Source organism: Actinomadura sp., assembly GCF_044508335.1.
Classification (GTDB): domain Bacteria; phylum Actinomycetota; class Actinomycetes; order Streptosporangiales; family Streptosporangiaceae; genus Spirillospora.
This window is the reverse complement of record NZ_JBIQHY010000118.1, coordinates 1-21,057: the sequence shown is the minus strand read 5'-3', so window position 1 is coordinate 21,057 and position 21,057 is coordinate 1. Positions and strand designations below refer to the sequence as shown.

At 72.5% G+C, this 21,057-nt stretch carries 23 protein-coding genes; 10 read left to right on the top strand and 13 right to left on the bottom strand.

The genetic code is table 11. The features are described from left to right. Positions 1-61: 61 nt before the first annotated feature. Positions 62-967 (bottom strand): IS5 family transposase, encoded by a 906-nt coding sequence (locus ACIWVC_RS28620; protein ID WP_396454804.1) that lies wholly within the window; start codon positions 965-967, stop codon positions 62-64. 587 nt (positions 968-1,554) lie between these two features. Continuing rightward, a complete protein-coding gene (locus ACIWVC_RS28615) occupies positions 1,555-2,544 on the bottom strand; it encodes an aldo/keto reductase (protein ID WP_396446056.1) in 990 nt (329 codons plus the stop codon). Between the two features lie 118 nt (positions 2,545-2,662). Between ACIWVC_RS28615 and ACIWVC_RS28610 the strand changes: the two genes are divergently transcribed. Then, positions 2,663-3,523, top strand: a complete 861-nt coding sequence (locus ACIWVC_RS28610; protein WP_396446055.1) for a helix-turn-helix transcriptional regulator — start codon at positions 2,663-2,665, stop codon at positions 3,521-3,523. 19 nt (positions 3,524-3,542) lie between these two features. Here the strand turns inward: ACIWVC_RS28610 and ACIWVC_RS28605 are convergent, their stop codons facing one another. Then, positions 3,543-4,286 carry a TioE family transcriptional regulator gene (locus ACIWVC_RS28605; protein ID WP_396446054.1) on the bottom strand — a complete coding sequence of 248 codons (744 nt, stop codon included), beginning with the start codon at positions 4,284-4,286 and terminating at the stop codon, positions 3,543-3,545. A 237-nt stretch (positions 4,287-4,523) separates the two neighbouring features. Continuing rightward, positions 4,524-5,369, bottom strand: a complete 846-nt coding sequence (locus ACIWVC_RS28600; RefSeq protein WP_396446053.1) for an SMP-30/gluconolactonase/LRE family protein — start codon at positions 5,367-5,369, stop codon at positions 4,524-4,526. A 302-nt stretch (positions 5,370-5,671) separates the two neighbouring features. Between ACIWVC_RS28600 and ACIWVC_RS28595 the strand changes: the two genes are divergently transcribed. Genes ACIWVC_RS28595 through ACIWVC_RS28585 form a run of 3 tightly spaced genes read left to right on the top strand, consistent with a single transcriptional unit; the run spans position 5,672 to position 6,889 of the window. Then, a complete protein-coding gene (locus ACIWVC_RS28595; RefSeq protein ID WP_396446052.1) occupies positions 5,672-5,911 on the top strand; it encodes a hypothetical protein in 240 nt (79 codons plus the stop codon). Continuing rightward, a complete protein-coding gene (locus tag ACIWVC_RS28590; protein WP_396446051.1) occupies positions 5,908-6,297 on the top strand; it encodes a hypothetical protein in 390 nt (129 codons plus the stop codon). The genes ACIWVC_RS28595 and ACIWVC_RS28590 overlap by 4 nt, the downstream gene beginning before the upstream one ends. 49 nt (positions 6,298-6,346) lie before the next feature. Further along, on the top strand, positions 6,347-6,889 hold the full coding sequence (locus ACIWVC_RS28585) for a hypothetical protein (protein ID WP_396446049.1): 543 nt from the start codon (positions 6,347-6,349) through the stop codon (positions 6,887-6,889). 66 nt (positions 6,890-6,955) lie between these two features. Here the strand turns inward: ACIWVC_RS28585 and ACIWVC_RS28580 are convergent, their stop codons facing one another. The 3 genes from ACIWVC_RS28580 to ACIWVC_RS28570 all read right to left on the bottom strand — a co-directional run bounded on the left by ACIWVC_RS28580 (position 6,956) and on the right by ACIWVC_RS28570 (position 11,106). Further along, positions 6,956-7,465 carry an isoprenylcysteine carboxyl methyltransferase family protein gene (locus ACIWVC_RS28580; protein WP_396446048.1) on the bottom strand — a complete coding sequence of 170 codons (510 nt, stop codon included), beginning with the start codon at positions 7,463-7,465 and terminating at the stop codon, positions 6,956-6,958. Then, positions 7,462-8,487 carry a type III polyketide synthase gene (locus tag ACIWVC_RS28575; protein ID WP_396446047.1) on the bottom strand — a complete coding sequence of 342 codons (1,026 nt, stop codon included), beginning with the start codon at positions 8,485-8,487 and terminating at the stop codon, positions 7,462-7,464. The genes ACIWVC_RS28580 and ACIWVC_RS28575 overlap by 4 nt, the downstream gene beginning before the upstream one ends. A gap of 297 nt (positions 8,488-8,784) precedes the next feature. Continuing rightward, positions 8,785-11,106 (bottom strand): MMPL family transporter, encoded by a 2,322-nt coding sequence (locus tag ACIWVC_RS28570; RefSeq protein ID WP_396446046.1) that lies wholly within the window; start codon positions 11,104-11,106, stop codon positions 8,785-8,787. 71 nt (positions 11,107-11,177) lie between these two features. On the opposite strand from ACIWVC_RS28570, the gene ACIWVC_RS28565 reads away from it, so the two are divergent. Further along, on the top strand, positions 11,178-11,807 hold the full coding sequence (locus ACIWVC_RS28565; protein WP_396446045.1) for a TetR family transcriptional regulator: 630 nt from the start codon (positions 11,178-11,180) through the stop codon (positions 11,805-11,807). 25 nt (positions 11,808-11,832) lie between these two features. Here ACIWVC_RS28565 and ACIWVC_RS28560 read toward each other — a convergent pair whose 3' ends face one another. The 6 genes from ACIWVC_RS28560 to ACIWVC_RS28535 form a co-directional block, all read right to left on the bottom strand. Then, positions 11,833-12,564, bottom strand: a complete 732-nt coding sequence (locus tag ACIWVC_RS28560; RefSeq protein ID WP_396446044.1) for an alanyl-tRNA editing protein — start codon at positions 12,562-12,564, stop codon at positions 11,833-11,835. 16 nt (positions 12,565-12,580) lie between these two features. Then, the gene (locus ACIWVC_RS28555) at positions 12,581-12,946 is read right to left on the bottom strand and encodes a DUF2516 family protein (RefSeq protein WP_396446043.1); all 366 of its coding nucleotides are present in this window, start codon (positions 12,944-12,946) and stop codon (positions 12,581-12,583) included. Positions 12,947-13,222: 276 nt separating this feature from the next. Continuing rightward, complete coding sequence (locus ACIWVC_RS28550; RefSeq protein WP_396446042.1) at positions 13,223-13,648, bottom strand: hypothetical protein; 426 nt, start codon at positions 13,646-13,648, stop codon at positions 13,223-13,225. Next, on the bottom strand, positions 13,645-14,112 hold the full coding sequence (locus ACIWVC_RS28545; protein ID WP_396446041.1) for a helix-turn-helix domain-containing protein: 468 nt from the start codon (positions 14,110-14,112) through the stop codon (positions 13,645-13,647). Before ACIWVC_RS28545 ends, ACIWVC_RS28550 begins: the two co-directional genes overlap by 4 nt. Positions 14,113-14,355: 243 nt before the next feature. Continuing rightward, a complete protein-coding gene (locus ACIWVC_RS28540; RefSeq protein ID WP_396446040.1) occupies positions 14,356-14,655 on the bottom strand; it encodes a YiaA/YiaB family inner membrane protein in 300 nt (99 codons plus the stop codon). Positions 14,656-14,772: 117 nt separating this feature from the next. After that, a complete protein-coding gene (locus ACIWVC_RS28535) occupies positions 14,773-15,666 on the bottom strand; it encodes a neutral zinc metallopeptidase (RefSeq protein WP_396446039.1) in 894 nt (297 codons plus the stop codon). A 264-nt stretch (positions 15,667-15,930) separates the two neighbouring features. On the opposite strand from ACIWVC_RS28535, the gene ACIWVC_RS28530 reads away from it, so the two are divergent. The 5 genes from ACIWVC_RS28530 to ACIWVC_RS28510 all read left to right on the top strand — a co-directional run bounded on the left by ACIWVC_RS28530 (position 15,931) and on the right by ACIWVC_RS28510 (position 20,968). Further along, on the top strand, positions 15,931-17,676 hold the full coding sequence (locus ACIWVC_RS28530) for a DUF2207 domain-containing protein (protein ID WP_396446038.1): 1,746 nt from the start codon (positions 15,931-15,933) through the stop codon (positions 17,674-17,676). Between the two features lie 71 nt (positions 17,677-17,747). Beyond that, positions 17,748-18,116 carry a hypothetical protein gene (locus tag ACIWVC_RS28525; protein WP_396446037.1) on the top strand — a complete coding sequence of 123 codons (369 nt, stop codon included), beginning with the start codon at positions 17,748-17,750 and terminating at the stop codon, positions 18,114-18,116. Positions 18,117-18,353: 237 nt separating this feature from the next. Continuing rightward, positions 18,354-19,262, top strand: a complete 909-nt coding sequence (locus ACIWVC_RS28520; protein ID WP_396446036.1) for a FadR/GntR family transcriptional regulator — start codon at positions 18,354-18,356, stop codon at positions 19,260-19,262. Continuing rightward, positions 19,259-20,506 (top strand): CynX/NimT family MFS transporter, encoded by a 1,248-nt coding sequence (locus ACIWVC_RS28515; protein ID WP_396446034.1) that lies wholly within the window; start codon positions 19,259-19,261, stop codon positions 20,504-20,506. The genes ACIWVC_RS28520 and ACIWVC_RS28515 overlap by 4 nt, the downstream gene beginning before the upstream one ends. A 51-nt stretch (positions 20,507-20,557) precedes the next feature. Then, the gene (locus ACIWVC_RS28510; protein WP_396446033.1) at positions 20,558-20,968 is read left to right on the top strand and encodes a hypothetical protein; all 411 of its coding nucleotides are present in this window, start codon (positions 20,558-20,560) and stop codon (positions 20,966-20,968) included. The last annotated feature ends 89 nt before the right edge of the window (positions 20,969-21,057 follow it).

Below are 21,057 nucleotides of genomic sequence, written 5' to 3'. Positions count from 1 at the left end.
CAGGGCGGGGACTATCCACACCCAGTGGTGCGCCCACGAGACGGGTGGCACTAGGCAGTGTTTAGAAAGTGGTGTTGGCCAGGGCTTGTAGCCAGATGTTGATGGCGGCGACCTGGATGGTGGCTTGGTAGCGGACGGCGAGCTTGTCGTAGCGGGTGGCCACCGCCCGGTGTTGCTTGAGCAGGTTGATGCCGCATTCCACGGCATGGCGCTGCCGGTAGGCGTCGGCGTCGAACGTCGGCGGTCGTCCGCCGGCCGAGCCCTTGGCCTTGCGGTGGGCCTGCTGGTCGTCCTTGACCGGGATGGTCGTCCGGATGCCCCGGCGCCGCAGGTAGGACCGGTTGCCGCGGGAGCTGTAGGCCTTGTCGGCCAGGACACGGTCCGGCCGGGTCCGGGGGCGTCCCGGCCCGAGTCTGGCTACCCGCACCCGCTCCAGCACTGCGGTGAACTGCGGGCTGTCGCCGCGCTGCCCGCCCGTCAGCAGCACGGCCATCGGTTTGCGGCCCTGCTCTGCGGCCAGATGGATCTTGGTGGTCAGCCCGCCCCGGGAGCGGCCCAACCCATGATCGGGCGGCTCGGCGTCACCGATCCCGCCGGGCGGCTCGGCCTGAGCGGCGGTATCGCGGCAGGCGCCGGCGGCATGCTGGTGCGCCCGGCAGATGGTGGAGTCCACCGACACCCACCACCCGACCAGTCCCGCGGCGTCGGCCAAGGCCATCAGCCTCGCCCAGACCAGCGGCCACACCCCAGCACGCTGCCAGCACCGAAACAGCCCGTAGACCGACTGCCAGTGCCCGTACCGCTCGGGCACATCCCGCCACGGCGCACCGACCCGCACCCGCCACCGAACACCGTCCACCAACCGCCGACGCGACCACTTGCGAGGCCTCCCCAGCCGATTGGGCCGGGGAAGCAACGGCTCCAGCACCCGCCACTGCCGGTCGGTCAGATCCTTACGCGCTCCAATCGATACCCTGGCCACCGAGGTCTCCGTGCAGATGGTCTTCTTGGTCGTTGATCCATCTACCGGAGACCTCACCCATCTCCAGACACGACATGCCGACCTGGGACGAGACTTCCTAAACAGGGCCTAGGAGGCCGGTCGTGCCCGTTCCCGCCCCCGGCAATCGGGTGACCGTCGAATGGACCCACCGGCACCTCATCAACCAGATCCGCTGTCAGGTGCGCTCCGGCGCGCCGTCGCGGGACGTCCCCGCCTGCTATGGCGCCTCGCAAGCCGCTTACGGACTGCTTCGCCACTGGCAGGGTGACGTACCTGGACGCACGCCGGCCCGGCGGCGAGGCAATGATGACGACCCGTATCCGCAATGCCCGGCCGGTGCGGTCGTTCCCGGACCCGCCCCTGACAAGACCTGCTCGTCCAGGGCGATCCGCGCCTGCCTGCGCCGCGATTAGAGCGTCCGGGAAGCGGCACACCCTTGCGGCGCTCAACGCACCGGCGGAACAGCCGCCCACGCGGAACGGCCGCCCGCCCGGAACAACCGCCCGCGCGGAACAGCCGAACGCCGCCGGACCGGGGCAGCGGAAGGACGTCTAGTTGCCCACGCCCAGGCTGGGCATGAAGGCGGGCGGGTAGCGGTCGCCGCGCGCGGCGCCTCGCGGTACCGCCTTTTCGATCTCGGCGAGGTCGTCCGCGTCGAGGCGCAGGTCGATCGCGGGCAGCGCTTCGTCCAGTCGGTGGCGTGTACGGGGGCCGATCAGCGGAACGATGTCCTCGCCCTGCGCAGCCACCCAGGCGATGACCAGTTGCGCGACGGTGCATCCCTTCGCTTCGGCGACCCGCCGCAGCGCCTCCACCAGAGCGAGGTTGTGCTCCACGTTGCCGCTGGAGAACCGCGGGCTGCGGCTGCGGCTGTCACCGGGGCCGGAGCCGCCGGACCAGTGCCCGGAGATGAGGCCGCGGCCGAGGACGCCGTACGCGGTCAGGCCGATGCCGAGTTCCCGCAGCGTGGGCAGGACTTCCGTCTCCACGGCGCGCGAGATCAGCGAGTACTCGATCTGCAGGTCGGAGACGGGGTGCACGGCATGTGCGCGGCGGACGGTGGCGGCGTCGACCTCCGAGAGCCCGAGGTGGCGGACGTATCCGGCGTCGATCATCTCCTTGATCGCGCCGACCGTCTCCTCAATGGGCACCGACGGGTCCAGCCGCGCGGGACGGTAGATGTCGATGTGGTCGGTCCCCAGCCGGGTCAGCGAGTACGCCAGGAAGTTCTTCACCGCTTCGGGACGGCCGTCGAACCCGCCGAACGCGGGGGCCGGCCCCGACAGCATGCCGAACTTGACGCTCAGCGTGTAGCTGTCCCGGTCCCGGCCGCGGAGCGCCTCGGCGAGCAGCATCTCGTTGTGGCCCGCGCCGTAGAAGTCGCCGGTGTCGATCAGCGTGACTCCGGCGTCGAGTGCGGCGTGCACGGTGACGATGCTCTCCGCGCGGTCGGCGGCACCGTAGGCACCGGACATGGCCATCGCGCCCAGGCCCAGCTCGGAGACGGCCGGGCCGGTCTTGCCGAGAGTTCGTGTCTGCATCATGTCTCTCCTTCCACCGCCCAACCCTGCGCCCGCGCCGCGGCGTCCAAAAGCGGAGCGTTCATCGTGGGAGCGCCGCTCCCTGTATAAAGCCGCCGCCGCGAGCGACGATGAAGGCATGCAACGCGACCAGCTCGCCGATTTCCTGCGCCGGCGCCGGGAGGCGATCCGTCCGGCCGAGGTGGGCCTCGCCGACGGCCCCCGCCGCCGGACCGCCGGGCTGCGCCGGGAGGAGGTGGCGATGCTCGCCGGCATGTCGGTGGACTACGTCGTCCGGCTGGAGCAGGGCCGCAGCAGCCAGCCGTCGACGCAGCTGCTGGGCGCGCTGGCGCGGGCGCTGCGCCTGTCCGACGACGAGCGCGACCACCTGTTCCACCTGGCCGGCCACCGTCCGCCGCCCGCCGACGGGACGGCCCGCCTGGCCCGCGCCGGCTTGATCCGCATGCTGGACCTGGTCGGCGACACCCCGGCCCTGGTGCTGTCCGACCTGGGCGATGTCCTCGCCCAGAACAGGGCGGCGTTCCTGCTGATGGGCGACCACACCCGCTTCTCCGGCGACGACCGCTACCCGGTGTACCGCTGGTTCACCGACCCCGCGGCCCGCGCCGTCGCGCCTCCCGAGGAGCACGAGCGGCACACCCGCCAACTGGTGGCCGACCTGCGCGCGACCGCCGGACGCCGCTCCGGTGACCCCGCGGTCACGGGACTCGTCGACCGGTTGCTGGCCGCCAGCGCCGAGTTCCGCCGGCGTTGGACGGAGCACGAGGTGGCGGTCCGCCGCGCCGACCGCAAGACCTTCCTGCACCCGCGGGTCGGCCGCATGCTGATGGACTGCGAGACCCTGGTCACCCCCGACCAGAGGCAGCAGCTGCTGGTGCTCACCCCGGCGGACGCCGAGAGCGGCGAGCGGCTTGAGCTGCTGCGCGTCCTCGGCACACAGGAGTTCCCGGCGGACGCGCCCGGCCGCCCCGCGCCCTGATCGGACGCGGGCCGGCGGCTCATCGCACGACGTCGGACGGCCTCGACGGGACACCTGGATCGGGATCGACCAGGGCCAGGTAGTCGCTCAGTCGTGCCGCGGCCCTGAGCATGGCCGTGCCCTGCGCGGTGAGCTTCCGCTGCCAGTCGTCCAGCGCGTGGGAGAGCGCCTCCGTGCCGCCGGCGGTCCGGATCTGCCGGACGACGGCCGCTATGTGATCGAGCAGGTATCCCCCGCGCCGCAGGAGATGCGCCAGCTCCGCGTCGCGGATGTCGGTCGCGCTGAAGACCCGGTATCCGGTGGCGCGGTCCCGTTCCGGGGCGATGATGCCGGCTTCCTCCCAATTGCGCAGGGTCGCCGGGGTGACGCCCAGCCGGTGCGCCAGATCACCGATGGTCCGGATACGAGGATCTCTGGCCCGGTCCGGGACGGCGTCGGAACCCGCCATCAGGTGATCCACCGCCTGCCGCACCGAGCCGAGGGTCTCCCGGTCGCGGAGCAGCTGGTGGTGCCCCTGGTCGATGATCGCGAGGGCGTCGTCGAGCCGGCCGTCGTGGACGGCGAGCATGATCTGACCGGCGGCCGAGTACCCGTGGGCGCGGACGAGGGAGAGGTAGGCGCGGAGGGCCGCCGCGTGCGTCTCCGTGTAGATCCGGTATCCGGTCGGGGTGCGCTCCGCCGGCGGGATGAAACCGTCCCGCTCGTAGTTGCGGACGGCCTGCGCCGAGATGCCGTGTTCGCGCGCGAGATCAGACGGCCGCAAGTCGTCGTCCGTTTGAGGCTTTGGACCATGATTCGACGTTCATCGCCCCAAAAGTATCAACAGACCCTAAACGACAAGGTCCAGGCACAGGAAAAGCCCACGCGACTGCGCGGCACCCAATGGCCGTGCGTCCCAGCGCCGTGCGTCCAGTAGCCGTGCGCCCAGTAGCCGTGCGCCCAGTGGGCGAAGTGCGTCCGCTGCCGTAGCGCGCGAGCAGCCCAGACCCGATGGACGACCTCAGGGACTACCGGCGGCCGGCACGGCCACTTCGGTGGCCAGGATCTGCCCAGAGCCGGGGGCGACCATTTCGGGTTCGGTCATGCCGCGCCATTCGGCGGCGGCGATGAACAGGGTCGTCCCCGCAGGCCCGCCGAGGACGCAGGCGAAGCCGCCGCGGTCCAGGTGGACGATCTGCAGGGTCTCGCCGCCCTCGGCGACGCGCACGCAGCAGCGGTTGGGGACGTCGGCGTACCAGACCGCGCCCTCCGCGTCGACGCATATGCCGTCCGGGGCGGCGACCTCGCCCAGGTCGGCCCAGGTGCGGCGGCTGGACAGCCCGCCGTCCGCGCCGATGTCGTAGGCCACGAGGGTGTGCCCGTAGGAGTCGGCGACGATCAGCGTCGCGCCGTCGGGCGTCACCGCCATCCCGTTGGGGAACGCGATGTCGCCGGCAACCCGGCGCGCCGCGCCGCCGTCCGCGACCAGCCACACGGATCCGGGCTCGGCCATCTCACCGGACATCGGGTCGAAGCCGACCGCGTTCACGTAGATGTGGCCGCGCCCGTCGGCGACGATGTCGTTCCAGCCCGCCGGACCGAGCTCGGCGTGGGTGACCACGGACCCGTCCGGCTCCCGGCGCAGCAGCAGCCCGTCACGGGACGAGACGATCAGGAACCGGCCGTCCGGGAGCCATTCGGTGCAGAGCGGCAGCGAGTTCACGCGCGCCACCACCTCGGCGGCGCCCGCCGGGTCGACCGCGACGACCTCGCCCGCCGACCAGTCGGAGAAGTACAGCCGGTCCCCGCGCCAGCGCGGCGACTCGACCAGCCCGCGGCCGTCCAGCAGTGTCCGGACCTCGTTCATCGTCCGTCCTCTCGCTTTCATGCAGGGGTCTCACCCGCTACACGAACGGACTTCGCCCGAATCGACACCCCCGAACTAACACCGCGCCCGGAACCGTCACCGCACCCGAGCCGTCACCGCCCGAACCAACACCACGCCCCGAACCAAACACCGCACCCCGAGCCGTCACCGCCCGAACCAACACCGCGCCCCGAACCGCCACCGCGCCTCGCAACGGAGACACCGCGTCGAGCCTCCGAGCCAGAACCTTCGCACCCACCCAGTACACACTGGACGGCCTTCGAGTGTGTATTCTGTGCCCCATGGCGAGACTCAACATCACGCTCCCTGACGAGCTTGCCGCCACGCTGCAGGGGCTCGCCGAGGACAAGAAGATCGCCTCGGTGTCCGGGTTCCTCGCGGACGGGGCGCGTCTCAAGCTGGCCTTCCTGCGCGACTCCTCGACCATTGACGACCTGTTCGGCCCGCCGAGCCCGGACGAGCAGGCCATGGTGGACCGGCTCGTGGAACGCGGCACGCCGGACCGCCGGGACGTCGCGTGATAACCGGTCACGTCTTCGACGCGACCGCCCTTCTCGACCTGGCCACCGGCAAGACCATCTATGTCCGTGCCCGACTGCGCGCGTCCATCGCCCAGCACGCGACCATCGTGATCCCCGCCACCGCGCTCGCCCGCGCCTGGCAGATCGTCCCCGACCACGGCCGCGCCGTCTTGGAGCGGCTGCCCGGCATGCAGGTCGTGCACGTCGACGACCTCGACGACGTGATCGCCCAGCAGACCGGGCTGCTCGTCACGACGCTCCCCAACCTGGGGATCGACGCCGCGCAGGCCGCGTGGTCGGCTCGCTGGCGGCGGTGGCCGCTGATCACCGCCGACCCCGAGGTCTACGAGGGCGTCCCGGGCGTCCGGGTGGAGCAGATCCCCTGACCCCGGCGGGCGGGCCGTTTACCCGCCGACGCCGGGGTACGGGGGGCGCATGGCGACACCTGACAGCCGCAATCTGCTGCACATCTACCTGACCGATCACCTGGCGGCGGCCGCCGGCGGGGTGGCACTGGCCCGGCGGGTCGCGCGCTCCCACAGCGACACCGGCGACGCGGAGCGGCTCCAGCGGCTCGCGGACGACATCGCCGCCGACCGCGGCGCGCTGCAGGAGATCCTGCGTTCGCTCGGCCTGCCCGCCCGCCGGTACAAGAGCATGGCGGTGTGGGCGGCCGAGAAGGGCGGCCGGCTGAAGCTCAACGGCCGGCTGGTCCGCCGCTCGCCGCTCAGCGATCTCGTGGAGGTCGAGGCGCTCCGCCTGGCCGTCGAGGGCAAGGCCGCGGGGTGGCGCACCCTGCTCACCGTCGCCGACCAGGAACCGGGCCTGGACGCGGGGCAGCTGCGCACCTTGCTGGAACGCGCCACCGCCCAGGCGGAACTTCTGCAGGAACTGCACGAAAAGGCCGCCCGCCGAGCCTTCCTCCAAACAAACCGCGATTCAGGAACGAACCGCTCCAAGCCGGTCACCACACGCTGAACGCACCACCAGCCGAGCAAACACCACCAGCCGAGCAAGCTCCACTAGCCGGGCAATCTGCCACCATCACGGCGTTTCGACGCGGCCGAGCGCCTCGTTCTCGATCCTGATGCGGGTTCTGAGCAGGCACAGGTTGGTGCCCGTGAACAGCAGGGCGGTGCGCCACGCGGTGTGGACGAGTGGCAGCGCCAATCCCTCGGCGACGACGGCGACGTAGTTGGGGTGCCGCAGGCGCCGGTAGGGGCCGCGCTCCACGAGCGGCATGCCGGGCACCACGATGACCCGTGTGTTCCACCGTTTCCCCAGGCTGGCGATACACCACCAGCGCAGCGCCTGGGACGCGGCCGCCAGCGCCAGCATCGGCCACCCGATGGCGGGCACGAACCGGGTCTTCCGCGCTTCCAGCAGCGATCCGCCCAGCAGGGCGACGTGGGCGGCGGCGATCAGCGGGTAGTGCCCGGCGCCGTGCTCGACGCCGCCGTGCCGCCGCGCCCAGGCGCGATTGCGTCGCGCGACGGCCAGTTCGGCGAGGCGCTCGGCGGCGACGAGCCCGATCAGGGCGGTGTAGCGGTTCACCAGCGCAGCAGGACGAGTTCGGCGGAGAACCCCGGGCCGAGCGCCATCAGCAGGCCGGGTTCTCCGTCGGCCGGGCGGCGGCGCGCGATCGTCTCCTCCAGGACGTTGAGCACCGACACCGACGACAGGTTCCCCATGGTGCGGAGCGAGTCCCAGGTGACGTCCAGGGCGTCCGGGGCCAGGCCCAGCTCTCGCTGGATGATGTCGATCACCTTCGGGCCGCCGGGGTGGCAGACCCAGGAGCCGACCTCGTCCACGGTGAGCCCGTGGTCGCCCAGGAAGGCCGCCACGTCGCCGGCCAGGGTCGCCTCCACATGGTCGACCAGGTCGGCGGCCAGGACGACGCGGAAGCCGTGGTCGCCGACGTCCCAGCCCATGAGCCGCTCGGTGCCGGGGTAGAGCCTGCTGCGGGTCGCGACCACCCGCGGGCCGGCGTGGGCGCCGGTGTCGCGGCGGTCCCCGACGGCGACGACGGCGGCGGATCCGTCGCCGAACAGGCCGCTGGCGACCAGGTTCGCCACCGAGGTGTCCGCGCGCTGGACGGTCAGCGAGCACAGCTCGACGCAGACCAGCACCGCCACCCGGTCGGGCCAGGCCCGCAGATGGTCGTACAGCCGGGACAGCCCGGCGGCGCCCGCCGCGCAGCCGAGGCCGAACATCGGCACGCGCGTGATGTCCTCGCGCAGGCCGGCGCGCTGGGCCACACGGGCGTCCAGGGAGGGCGTCGCCAGTCCCGTCGAGGAGCAGAAGATCAGGTGGTCGACGTCGTGCGGGGCGCATCCGGCCCGGTCGAGGGCGTCCCGCACGGCCCGCGTCGCGAGGTCGACGGCCGTCTCGATGTAGACGTCGTTCGCGCCCGTGAACCCGCCGAGCTTCACGTAGTCGTCGATCGGCAGCGCCAGGTTGCGGCCGGTGACCCGGGTCGCGGCGTGGAAGCGGCGGACGAGTTCCTCGCGCGCGTCCGTGCGCTCCACGACGGCCCTGGTGATCTGGTCCTGGTCGTAGTGATGGTCCGGCACCACCGTCCGTACTGCAGCAACGCGCATGGGTCCCCCAAGTGTCCGCCCACGCACCTACCCGGCACTCCGGGGAACAGTCAGCCCGAGGGAGCAGTCGGCTCGGGGAACGGCCAGCCCGAGGGAACGGCCAGCCCGGCGGAACAGCCAGCCTGGCGGAACTGCCTGCCCAGGGAACAGTCAGCCGAGAGGAACGACCAGCCCAGGGGAACGACCAGCCCGAGAGAACGGCTAACCCCGGAGAAACAGCCGGCCCGGAGAAACAGCCGGCCCGAAGGAACAGCCAGCCCGGCGGGGGGACGGTCAGCTCGTGAGCTCCAGTTCCAGCTGTTCGGCGGCCGGGCGCGTGGGCGGCGGGGGAGGCGGGGGCGCGGAGGGGCGGGACCGGCCGGGCCACCACCAGTTCGCGTGGCCGAGCAGGCTCATCAGCGCCGGGACGAGCACGAGCCGGACGATCGTGGCGTCCATCGCGACGGCGACGGCGAGGCCGAGCGCCATCATCTTGATCGTCGGGTCGGGCTGCGGGACGAAGCTCGCGAACACGAAGATCATGATGAGCGCGGCGGAGGTGATGAGGCGGGCGGTGGCCCCGATGCCGACGACCACGGACTCGTGCGGGTCGCCGGACCGCTCGTACTCCTCCTTGATCCGCGACAGCAGGAACACCTCGTAGTCCATGGACAGCCCGAAGATCAGGGCGAACATGAACAGCGGGACGAACGACATGATGGGGATGGCCTGGTCGACGCCGAACAGCCGGATCCCCCAGCCCCACTGGAACACGGCCGTGACGACGCCGAACGACGCCCCGATCGACAGCAGGTTCATGAGGGCGGCCTTGACCGGGACGACGATCGAGCGGAAGGCGATGACGAGCAGCAGCAGCGCGACGCCCACGACCGCGATGACGACGGCCGGCATCCGCTCGCCGACCGTGGCGGCGAGGTCGATGATCGCCGGGTTCTCGCCGCCGAGGTAGATCTCCGTGCCCGGGTGGGCGTCCCGCACCGCGGCGATCTCGACGTCCCGCAGGCGGTGGACGAGGTCGGTGGTCGATTCGGCGTGCGGGGCGTCCCGGGGCGTGACCTGCAGGATCGCCGTCTTGCCGGTCACCACCGGCTCCCCGACGAAGACGACGCCGGGCACCTCCGACAGCCGCTCCCGCAGCTCCTGCGCGATGAGGACGGCGTCCTTGTCGGGCTTCTTGGAGGCGTCCGGCGCGCCCTTGGGGCGGGCGGGCTCGGGTGGCGGGCTGGGCGCGGGCACCGCCGGTTTCGTCAGGCCGCCGAGCCCTTCGCTGCCGTCCACCGTGGGCACCGCCGGCTTCGGCCGGACGCGCTTCTCCTCGCCGGGCACCTTCGCGACGACGACGAACGGGCTGTAGTGGCCGGCGCCGAACTCGCGGGCGACGATGTCGTAGGCCTGCCGCGCCTCCATCTGCGGGGACGACATGCTGTCGGCCATCACCCCGAACCGCAGGCTGAGCGTCGGAACCGACAGCGTCAGCAGGACGAGCGCCGCCACGATGGCGTAGGGCCAGGCGTGCCGGTCGACGTGCCGCCCCCACGCCGCCCAGCGGCGGGAGGAGCGGTCGGGGCGGACGCGCGGCAGCCGGTAGCGGTCGATGCGGTGGCCGAGCGCCCCGAGGACGGCGGGCAGCAGCGTCAGCGCGGCGGCGACCATGATGGCGACGGCGAGCGCGGTGGAGATCCCGATGGTCCCGACGAACGCGATGCCGGAGAGGAACAGCCCGCAGATCGCGAACACGACGGTGCCGCCGGCGAAGACCACGGCGTGCCCCGAGTGCGCCATGGCCCGGCCGACCGCCGTCTCGACGTCGTCGCCCTCGGCGAGCTGCTGCCGGTACCGGGTGACGATGAACAGGGCGTAGTCGATCCCCGCGCCGATGCCGAGCATCGCCGCGCACATCGGCGCGGTCGGCGCGATCTGGTAGAACGACGCCGCGAAGTGGATCAGCGAGTAGGCGACGGCCATCCCGCACAGCGACACCAGGATCGGTATGCCGGCCGCCAGGTAGGACCCGAACGCCAGCAGCAGCACGCACAGCGCCAGGACGATCCCGACGCCCTCCTGCGGCCCGCTCTTCGGCTGGTTGAGGATCATCGCGACGATGCCGCCGAACTTCACGTCCAGCCCGGCCAGCCGCGCGGGCTCCACGGCGCGGTTCAGCGCGTCGAGGTCGGCGTGGCCGACGTCGCTCATCGTGCCGGCGAAGTTCAGCCGGACGACGACCGCGTTGTCGTCCTTCAGCCCGCCCATGCCGGGGACGTAGGGGTTCTCGACGAACGCGACGCGCTTCAGCTTCCCGATGTTCTCGATCGACTGGCCGATCGTGAGCGCGGCACGCCAGTCCCCCGGGCTCGCCTCGCGGGTCTCGTGGAAGACGACGGTCGTGGTCGGCCCGGTCATCGCGGGGAAGTCCTGGGCGAGCGCGTCGATGGCGCGCTGGGTCTCGGTGCCGGGCAGCGTGCTCTGCTGCACGAACACGCCCCCGTGCATGATGCCGAGGACGCCCGCGCCCAGGATCGCGGCGACCCACAGCTCGAAGACGGTGCGCCGCCGCCGCGCGCAGAGGCGCCCGAGCGCCTCCAGAAAACCGGCCATGTTCGCAGCGAACACCCATCACTGCCGATTTGCAACAGATGCAATTTTGCAGTCGTGGTAATGTCCGTCACATGGACGAGGAGCCGGCCCGGCCGGGCCTGCGGGAGCGCAAGAAGCTGCGCACCCGGCAGGCCATCGCGTCGGCCGCGCTGCGCCTGTTCGCCGAGCGCGGCTACGAGGAGACGACGATCGCCGACATCGCCGCCGCCGCCGACGTCGCGCCCCGCACGTTCTTCGGCTACTTCCCGTCCAAGGAGGACGTGGTCTTCGCCGAGATCGACGACCGGCTCGCCGAGGTGGCCGAGCGGCTGCGCCGCACCTCCGGCGAGACGCCGATGGAGACGATACGGCGCAGCATCGTCGACGTCCTCAACGCGGTCGTGTCGGAGCACGGCGACTACGGGGCGGTCCAGGTCGCGCTGATCCTGGAGCGCCCCGCGCTGCGGGCCCGCGCGCTGCAGCGCATGACCGGCGCCCAGGAGGCGATCGAGGCGCTGCTGCGCGACCTGTGCCCCGGCATCCCGGAGATCGACGCGGTGGCGGTGTCCGGCATGGCGATCGGCGGCATGCAGGCGGTCGTCGCGCACTGCCGCCGCGAGGGCTACGACCCGGTCTCCATGCGGGCGGCCCTCGACCGCGCCGTGGACATCGTCGAGCACGGCCTGGTCTCGGTGGACGCGCTGTCCAGCCCGTCCCCGTAGGCCGCCGGGCGCGGGCGGCGCGCCGTCAGTCGCTGATCTTGATGCGGAGGCGGCGGAAGCCGCGGCCCTTGTTCTCGACCTTGGCGACCGTGATGCGGCCGATCTGCTTGGTGGAGCCGACGTGGGTGCCGCCGTCCGCCTGCGTGTCGAGCCCGACGATGTCGACGATCCGGACGTCGCGCACCTCGGGCGGGACGAGGTTCGTGGCGGTGCGGATGATGTCGGGGATCTCGAACGCCTCCTCGCGGGGCAGGGTCTTGATGTCGATGCGGCGGTCGGCCTCGACCTCGGCGTTGCAGGCGTCCTCGACGGCCTGCTTGAAGCCGGGCGGCACTTCGCGGAGGTCGAAGTCCATGCGGGCGCTCAGCGGCTCCATGTTGCCGCCCGTCACGAGGCAGCCGTAGTCGCGGAACACCACCCCGCACAGCAGGTGCAGGCCGGAGTGGGTGCGCATGAGGGCGGTGCGGCGCTCGTCCTCCACGGCGGCCCGCACGACGGTGCCGACCGGCGGGACCGGGTCGTCCTCGGCCGGGATCAGGACGAGGTCGTCGCCCTTCCGCACACCGGCGATGCGGGTCTGGACGCCCTGCCAGAGCAGGACGCCGTGGTCCGGGGGCTGGCCGCCGCCGCCCGGGTAGAAGGCGGAGCGGTCGAGGACGATGCCGTCCGATCCCGCGTCGAGGACGACGGCCTCCCATTCCCGCAGCGCCTGATCGTCCAGTTCCAGCCGGGTCGTGCGTCCGAGGGTGTCGCTCATGACCTCACCGTAGAGGTCACCAGGGGCCGTAGGGGCCCGATCGGGAACCCCCGCGGCCGCCGTTGTTCTTCTTGAACGGCGCCACGGCCGGGCGGACGTCCGCCAGGTAGATCGCGGCGCCGATGAACGCGGCCACCGGCAGGATGCCGAGCAGCAGCGCGATGGGGCTGGCGCCGAGCGCGGCCGGCGCGACCGCGTAGGCGCCGCCGACCACGGTCGCGACGATCAGGATGATCGTCCAGAGCTTCTTGCTCCACTTGCTGGCCGCGGAGAAGGCGCCGGTGGGCACGGTCAGCGAGTCGATCAGCGCCCACGCCTCCATCGCGAAGGCGATGATCAGCAGCAGCCAGAAGAAGTAGTCCACCACATTGAAGCCCGACATCGGCGATCAGCGCTCCTGCTCGTCTCGGACGGCGACTCCTTGTCGCGCACACGGCGTTGCTCTGCCCCAACCCTATGCGCACCGTCCACCCGTGCGGCCTGGCGGAACGGACCGCGGCCCGCGGGAAGCGGCCCGCGGGCGGAGACCGGGCTCGAGACGGGCTCGGAGACGGGGCTCGGATACAGGGCTGGGAGACAGGGCTGTCGGAGAGACGAAGGAACCCGGCCGGGTGTTCCCGGCCGGGCCCTCCACGGCGGTGCCGCTACTTCGGCGCCGTCACTTCTTCGCGGTGGTGGACCGGGTCTGCCGCGCCGCGCCGGTGCCGCGCCGCGGCTGCGCGGTGCGGGTCTTCGCGGCGGGCTTCGCCTCGGCCCCGGTGATCTCAGCGACCTCGACGGCCTCGCGGTTGACGACCTTGCGGCCGCGCTCGGCGAGCTCGTCGATGATCTCGGCGGCCCGGGTGCCGACGTGCGTCGCGTACGCGACCGCCGCGCCGGGCAGGTCCTTGGCGTCCACGCGCTCCTGGTACCGGGAGACCTCGCCGCGGTAGCGCTCGACGGTCTCGCGGACCTGCTCGCGGAACTGCTCGCGGTAGCGGTCCACCTGGCCGGGGACCTCACGGAGCTTCTCCACCGCGAAGTCGCCGGCGCCGGCCACGGCGTAGACGGCCTTGTTCTCTCGGAGGTTGCTGGCCAGCGTCATCCGACCTCTTCCTTTCCGTTCTGTGTGTGGTCTGCTGCTTCGGGTGCCGCTCCATCGGGGGCAGCCCGTTCCGGTGCGGCTCGTCCGGCCGCGCCGGCGAGATCCGCGCCGAGCACGCCCGTGGCCTCGTTCTCCTTGAGGAACGACGCGTAGATGTCGAGCAGGACCTGCTTCTGCCGCTCGGTGAGCAGGAGGTCCGCCCGGACGGCGGCCTGGACGTCGGTGTCGGCCTCGCGGTCCTCGAGGATGCCCGCCTGCACGTACAGCGCCTCGGCGGAGATCCGCAGCCCCTTGGCGATCTGCTGCAGGATCTCGGCGCTCGGCTTGCGCAGGCCGCGCTCGATCTGGCTCAGGTACGGGTTGGAGATCCCGGAGACGTCCGCCAGCTGGCGCAGCGAGATCTTCGCGCGCGTGCGCTGTTCCCGGATGTACTCCCCGATGGAGCCGACCTTCGAACTTGCCATGTCTCCACCCTGCGTCATGGTGCTTGCAATTGCAAGCGGTCCAGCTAGCACTTCGTGGTGAATCGCCTCACATGCCGGAAAGGTCAGAAAGGTCGGAAAGGTCGGAAGGGTCGAGGGGGACGGACGAGGCGGACAGGGGGCGGACAGGTCGGAGCCCGGCCCCGTCGGCACGACGGCGCCGGGCTCGGCGGCAGGTCATAGAACAGGTGACACGGCAGGTGATACAGCAGGTGACACAGCAGGTCACAGGGTGGGGGTCGAGTAGGGGTCGTGCTCGGCGAGCAGCTTGTCGAGGCGGGCCTGGTCGACGCGGTTCGCGATGGTCTGGTTCTCCTGCCGGTCGCGCACGCACTTCGCGAGCGTGAACGTCGACGTGATCACGTACAGCAGGCCGAGCGCGAGGAACGCGCGGACCCACGCGCTGACGGGCAGGTAGGCGACGCCGACGGCGACGGCGGTGCTGGAGACGGCGAACGAGATCGCGGCCTGGACGAAGAACGCGGTGGTGCCGGCGGGCACCGGCGGGTTGCTGCTGGTCGTCATGGCCCCGAGTCTGCGGCCCGCCCGCGCCCTGGTCATGAGTACATGTGCTCAGCCGGGCACGGGCGAATCACTCAACCCGCGCGGGAGCACCCGCACGGCCGGCCGGCGCGGCCGGGGTCAGCTCACCTTGGAGGGCGGGGCGATCCAGGTGTTGCAGACGGTGAGGTCGCGGCCGTTGAAGCCGGTGACCACCCAGCCCGCGTAGTGCGCGCCCGAGCCGTGGTCGCGCTCGTCCACCGGCTTGCGGTCCTCGCCGCGCCCCCGGACGTCGATGATCATCGCGACGTACTGCTCGCGCGTCATCGGCAGCGTGGACCGCTCGGAGCCGAGGAACGCGCCGGCGAAGCACTGCGCCTGCAGCTCGATGCGGCGGCTCGCCGCGTTGCCGGTCGCGCTGTCGCCGGTCTCCATCTGCCGGTCCCCGTAGAGGAGGATCCCGGCGCGGTCCTGGACGTGGTGGCCGTACTCGTGCGCGATCACCCGCGCGTAGACGGAGTAGTGGGACAGCGATTCGCCGCCGGACGTCTCCACGACGTGCTTGAGCCCGACGTACATCGTGTTGTTCGCGGGGCAGTAGAAGGCGGACGCGCCGGGCGCCGGGTAGGTGCCGCACGGGCTGCGCCCCGGGTCGACCCAGAACACGCGGTTGGGCTTGTCGAACGGGATCCCGGCCTTCTGGAACTGCTTGGCCCACGCGGCGTCCAGGCAGTCGCTCAGCGTGTTCATGAACCGCCGCATGGACTCGGCGGACGGCAGGATGCCCGGCAGGCGGCAGCTCACCGACGTCAGTGAGCCCGTCTTGTACAGCGGGTTGTCAGTGGCCTTCTCCTTCGGCGACAGCTTCCCGGTGCCGCCGCCGGACGAGATGGGCGCCCGCGTCCCGCCCGACGCGGTGGTCTGCGTCCCGCCGAGCGCCGAGAGCCCCAGGATCGCGAGGACGACGAGGGCGGTCAGCCCGCCGAAGATGCCCGCGATCGTGCCGCCCGCGCTGCGGCGCGGGGGCGGGCGCATCGGGACGTACCGGTACTGCGGCTGCCCGTAGGCAGGCGGCCCGTAGCCCGGCCCGCGCGGGGGCGGCGCACCGTAGGGCGGCCCTCCGTACGGGGGTCCGCCGTGCGGTGGCCGGCCGTAGGGGGGTGCCGGTGGCCGCGGCGGAGGGGGCGGCGGGGGGTAGTGACCTGCCATAGCGCAGAATCATCGCACGCGTTGCCGATACTATTTGCGGCCATGTCTGCTCTTGCGGCGTTGTTCCGGTTCCGGCCAGTCGTTGCGACGGTGTCGGCCGCGGTTTCGGCCGCGGCGCTGATCCCCCTGCTGACCTCGCCGTCCGCGGCGGCCGAGCGCGCCGGGAACGGGCGGGCGGAGGCCGGGCGGGCGGAGGCCGGGACGATCGCGGCGTCCGAGCGGGTCCTGAAGGACGAGGTCGTCCTCACCGCGGGCCGGGGCGGCGTCACCAAGGTCAAGGAGACGATCGTCTACCGGTTCGCCGGGCACAAGGGCTTCGAGCGGACGTTCCGCACCCGCGACCACGAGAGCCTCAGCGAGGACCGGGTCTGGCGGATCGGCGGCCTGCGGGCGAGCAGCCCCGACGGCGGGCCGGCGCGGGTCAGCATGTCGAGCGAGGGCCTCCGGACGATCGTCGAGGTGAGCGGCGCGAAGAAGCTGACCGGCGACTACACCGTGGTGCTGGAGTACGACCTGCGCGGCGCGATCACCCCGATGGGCGCGGTGGAGGAGCTGCGCTGGCCGGTGATCGGCGGCTGGAAGGTCCCGCTGGACGAGGCGAAGGCGACCGTCGACGGCGGCGCGATGATCCGCAGCGTCAACTGCTTCACCGGCCCGATCGGCAGCACGATCGGCTGCACGCAGTACTACACGAACCACGCGCACACGCAGGGCGTCTACGCGCAGCAGGGGATGCTGCCGGGCGAGTACCTCACGGTCGTCGCGGGGCTGCCCGCGGGCACGACCGGGGGCCGCGCGCTCTACGAGCGGCGGCACACGCTCGCGACCGCGTTCTCGGTGAACGCCGTGACCGGCGGCGCGCTCGCCGGCCTGCTGGTGCTGCTGGTCGGCGGTGTCGTCGCGCTCTACCTGCTGCGCGGCCGGGACGCCCGGGTGGTCGTCAAGAAGGCCGCGGAGGGCGACCAGGCGCCGCTCGCGGGGGCGGAGTTCGAGCCGCCGGACGGGGTGCGCCCCGGCCAGATCGGGACGCTGATCGACGAGCAGGCCGACGTGATCGACGTGACCGCGACGATCGTCGACCTCGCCGTCCGCGGGTACCTGCTCATCGAGGAGGAGGACAGGGCCGTCACCGGCCGCCTCGACTGGACGCTGCGCCGCCTCGACCGCCCGCAGGTCGACCTGCTCCCCTACGAGCGGATCCTGCTGGACGCGCTGCTGACCGCGCCCGACGGGTCGGGCCGCGACGCGGTGAAGCTGTCGGAGCTGGGCGGGACGTTCGCGACGAAGCTGGCGCAGGTCAGGTCCGCCATGTACGACGACGTGGTGAAGCAGGGCTGGTTCGCGCGGCGCCCCGACACCGTCCGGTCCCGCTGGACGCTGGCGGGGATCCTGGTGACGCTGCTCGGCATCGCCGCGACCGTGGCGCTGGCGCTCACCACCGAGTGGGCCCTCGCCGGCCTCGCGCTGATCATCGCGGGCGCGGCGCTGGCCTACGGCGGCCAGTACATGCCGGCGAAGACGGCGCGGGGGGCGACGGTGCTGGCGCACACGATCGGGTTCCGCGCGTTCCTGGAGCGCGGCGCCGTCCCGGACGAGGCGGCCGCGTCCAGGCAGCGGATCGCGCTGTTCTCCCGCTTCCTGCCGTACGCGGTCGTGTTCGACACCGTCCCGAAGTGGGCGGAGACGGTGAAGGACGCGGGCGAGCGGGCCGAGGGCGCCGACAACCTCTACTGGTACGAGGGTCCGGCCGAGTGGGACCTGTCGAAGTTCGCCGAGTCGATGCGGACGTTCACGCTGGCCACGTCGGGGTCCATCTCCCAGTCGCGCGGCATGTGACTCGCGCCGCGTCCGCCGGGCGGTTAGCCGCCTGACGCCGGGTAGAGGCTGGGGCGAGGAGGTGTCGCCTCATGACTCTGGCCCTGCCCCCACCGCCCCCCGGCGGCGACCTCGGAGACCGCTGGTTCCTCTACATCGGGCCGGCCGTCATCTTCCTGGCGGTCGTCTTCTGGGTCACGATCACGCTGACGGCGTCCCACCGCCGGCCGCGCAGCCGGCACCCGCGGGGCGGCCTGCCGAACCGCGGGCCCGTGCAGGGCGGGATCATCCAGGGCAGCCCGTCGCAGCGGTCGCGCCGCGACCCGGCGCCGTCGGTGACGCACCGCGAGGTCATGGCGCACGTCGAGTCCGCGCGCCTCGCCGAGGAGGCCGCGCGGCAGAAGGAGCCGCAGGCGGCGCGGAAGCGGCGGGGCCTGCTGGGCTCACTCAAGCGCCGCTGAGCCGTCGCGGCTCTCTAACGCGACGTCCGCCGGGACGGCTCTCATGTCCCCACACCTCCCGGCGGACGTTGTCCGAGCCCGCGGTGGTCGCCGAGACCCCTCCCGGCGGCCACCGCGGGTCCGCCCTCCCCCGCATCCCGAAGGACTGACCGCCTCCCGAAGGACTGACCGCCTCGCGAAGGATCGCCTCTTGACCGCCCTCGTAAGATGTCTGACGTCTTACTTTGGGAGGGTTCGGTGGGGTTGAGTCCTGTCGCGAGCGGATCGACGGTCGAGGCCGTCCTCGAACAGCTCCAGGCGCAGGTCAGCGGCGGCTCCTGGGCGGTCGGCGAGCGGATACCGGCGGAGCTGGAACTCGCCGCGCAGCTCGGCGTGAGCCGCCCGGCGGTGCGGGAGGCGATCCGGGCGCTGTCGCACGTCGGGGTGCTGGAGGTGCGGCGCGGCGACGGGACGTACGTCCGCAGCAGCGCCGACCCGCGCCCGCTGCTGCGCCGGGTGGCGCGGGCGTCGGCCCGGGACGTGTTCGAGGTGCAACTCGCCTACGACGTCCAGGCGGCCCGGCTCGCGGCCCGGCGCCGCACCGCCGCCGACGTGGCGCGGCTGGAGGAGCTGCTCCGCGCGCGGGACGAGGCGACCGAGCCGGACGCGTTCGGCGCCGCCGACGCCCGGTTCCACCTCGGCGTGGCGGAGGCGTCCCGCAACCCGGTCCTGATCGAGGCGATGCGGTACTTCATCGACCGGCTGCGCGAGTCGATGCGCGCGATCCGGCTGGACCACGAGGTCCCCGAGGCCGGCCCGGCACGGCACCGCGCCGTGCTGGACGCGATCGCGGCGGGCGACCCGGAGGCGGCCGCGGCGGCCGCGGCGGCGGTCGTGGAGCCGACGCTCGCCGTCCTGGACACCCTGCTCGGCACGGACACCCCGCCGGGGGGCGAGCCGCCGCCGGCCGGGAAGACGCCGCCGGCCGGGAAGACGCCGCCGGCCGGGAAGACGCCGCCGGCCGGGAAGACGGGGCGGGCCGCGGCGGAGAGCCCGCCGACGGAGCGGCCGTCGCCCGGCGGAAGCAAGTCGCCCGGCGGAGGCACGTCGCCCGGCGGAGGCACATCGCCCGGCCGGAGCACACGGCTCGGGGAGGAGGGACGGTGAGCGCGCGGCGCGCGGGCGTCGTCGGCTCGCTCCTGATGATCGTCTTCATGGCGGTCAACCTGCGGCCGGCGATCGCCGCGGTCGGGCCGCTGCTGACCGAGATCAGCGACGAGTTCGGGCTGTCCGGCACGGCAGCGGGGGCGCTGACCACGCTCCCGCTCGTGTTCTTCGGCTCCTACGGCCTGGCCGCGGCGTTCCTGCCGCGAGCGCCGCGGGGTGAGACGCTGCTGGTCAGCGCGATGGCGCTGCTCGTCGGCGGGCTGGCGCTGCGGCTGGTGGACGCCCCCGCGGCGCTGTTCGCCGGTTCGCTGGTCGCCGGGATCGCGATCAGCATCGGCAACATCGCGATGCCCGCGATCATCAAGCGGGACCATCCGTCCCGGATCACGACGGTGACGGCGATCTACACGGTCGCGGTGACCGCCGGGGCGTCGCTGTCGTCCGGGCTCGCCGTGCCGGTCGAGGACCTCTTCGACGCGTCCTGGCGGCTGCCGCTCGGCCTGCTCGCGTTCCCGGCGGCGCTTGCCGGGCTGTTGTGGGTGCCGCGGGCGCGGCGCGCGGCGCACGCGGCGCGGTCGGCGCCGCCGGCGGCGGCCCCGCGCGGCGTCGCGGCGGTGGTGTGGCGGTCGGGCCTCGCCTGGCACGTCACGGTGTTCATGGGGCTGCAGTCGCTGCTCGCCTACGTCGTCCTCGGCTGGCTCCCGACGATCTGCCAGGACCGGGGGATGGACGACGCGACCGCCGGCTACGTCCTGGCCCTGTCGGCGGCGGTCCAGGCGGTCGGGTCGCTGGCCGTCCCGGTGCTGGCGCGGCGGACCCGCGACCAGCGCCCGATCGTGGTGGTCGTCGTGGCGCTCACCATGCTCGGTTTCGTGGGGGTCACCTGGGCGCCGATCGGGTCGGTGTGGGGCTGGGCGGTCGTCCTCGGCCTCGGCCAGGGCCTCGGGTTCGCGACCGCGCTGTCGTTCATCGGGCTCCGCGCCCACGACGCGCAGATCGCGACGCAGCTGTCCGGGATGGCGCAGGGCATCGGATACCTCATCGCGGCGCTCGGCCCGCTCGCGCTCGGCGCGCTGCACGACGCCACCGGCGGCTGGAGCGTTCCGATGATCGGGGTGCTGGCCGTCAGCGCCGTCATGACGGTGCCCGGCCTGGCGGCGGGGCGCATCCGCGCGGTGGGCGAGCCCCCTGCTCCGCCCTCCGGAGAGGTTAATTCGGCAATCAGCGGACACATCCCTAATTGACCCCAGCGCGGGGCCGATACGCCATCGGGAGGTGGACGGACAATGCCCGCCATGATGCTGGCCGAAGCGTCCCCCACGGTCGCGCTCAGATGGGTGTGGATCATCGTGGTGGTGGCCGTTGTGATGCTGGTCGCCCGGGCCTGGGTGTTGAGGGCGGCCTCGTCCAGGCACATCCATCCGGAGAAGCGGAACGACCAGATGAACCACCGCGGCATGGAGCAGGGCGGCATGTACACCTACCGCCCCGGCATGTTCTCGCACAGCTACCCGCCGGCGAGGGACGGCCAGTGGGAGGAGTTCCGCAAGGACAACCCGCAGCCGGGCCGGGAGCCGAAGACACCGTGGCCGGACGGCGTCCTGTACGAGCAGACGGTCTTCAAGGAGGAGTTCGAGGAGCTCAAGGAGGAGAGCGGGCAGACGACCGGGCAGACGACCGGGCAGACGACGGAGAGCCGCCGCTAGAGCACCGGCCGCAAGGGCACGCTGCCGCTGAACACCCGGCCGCTGAACACCCGGCCGCTGAACACCCGGCCGCTGAACACCCGGCCGCT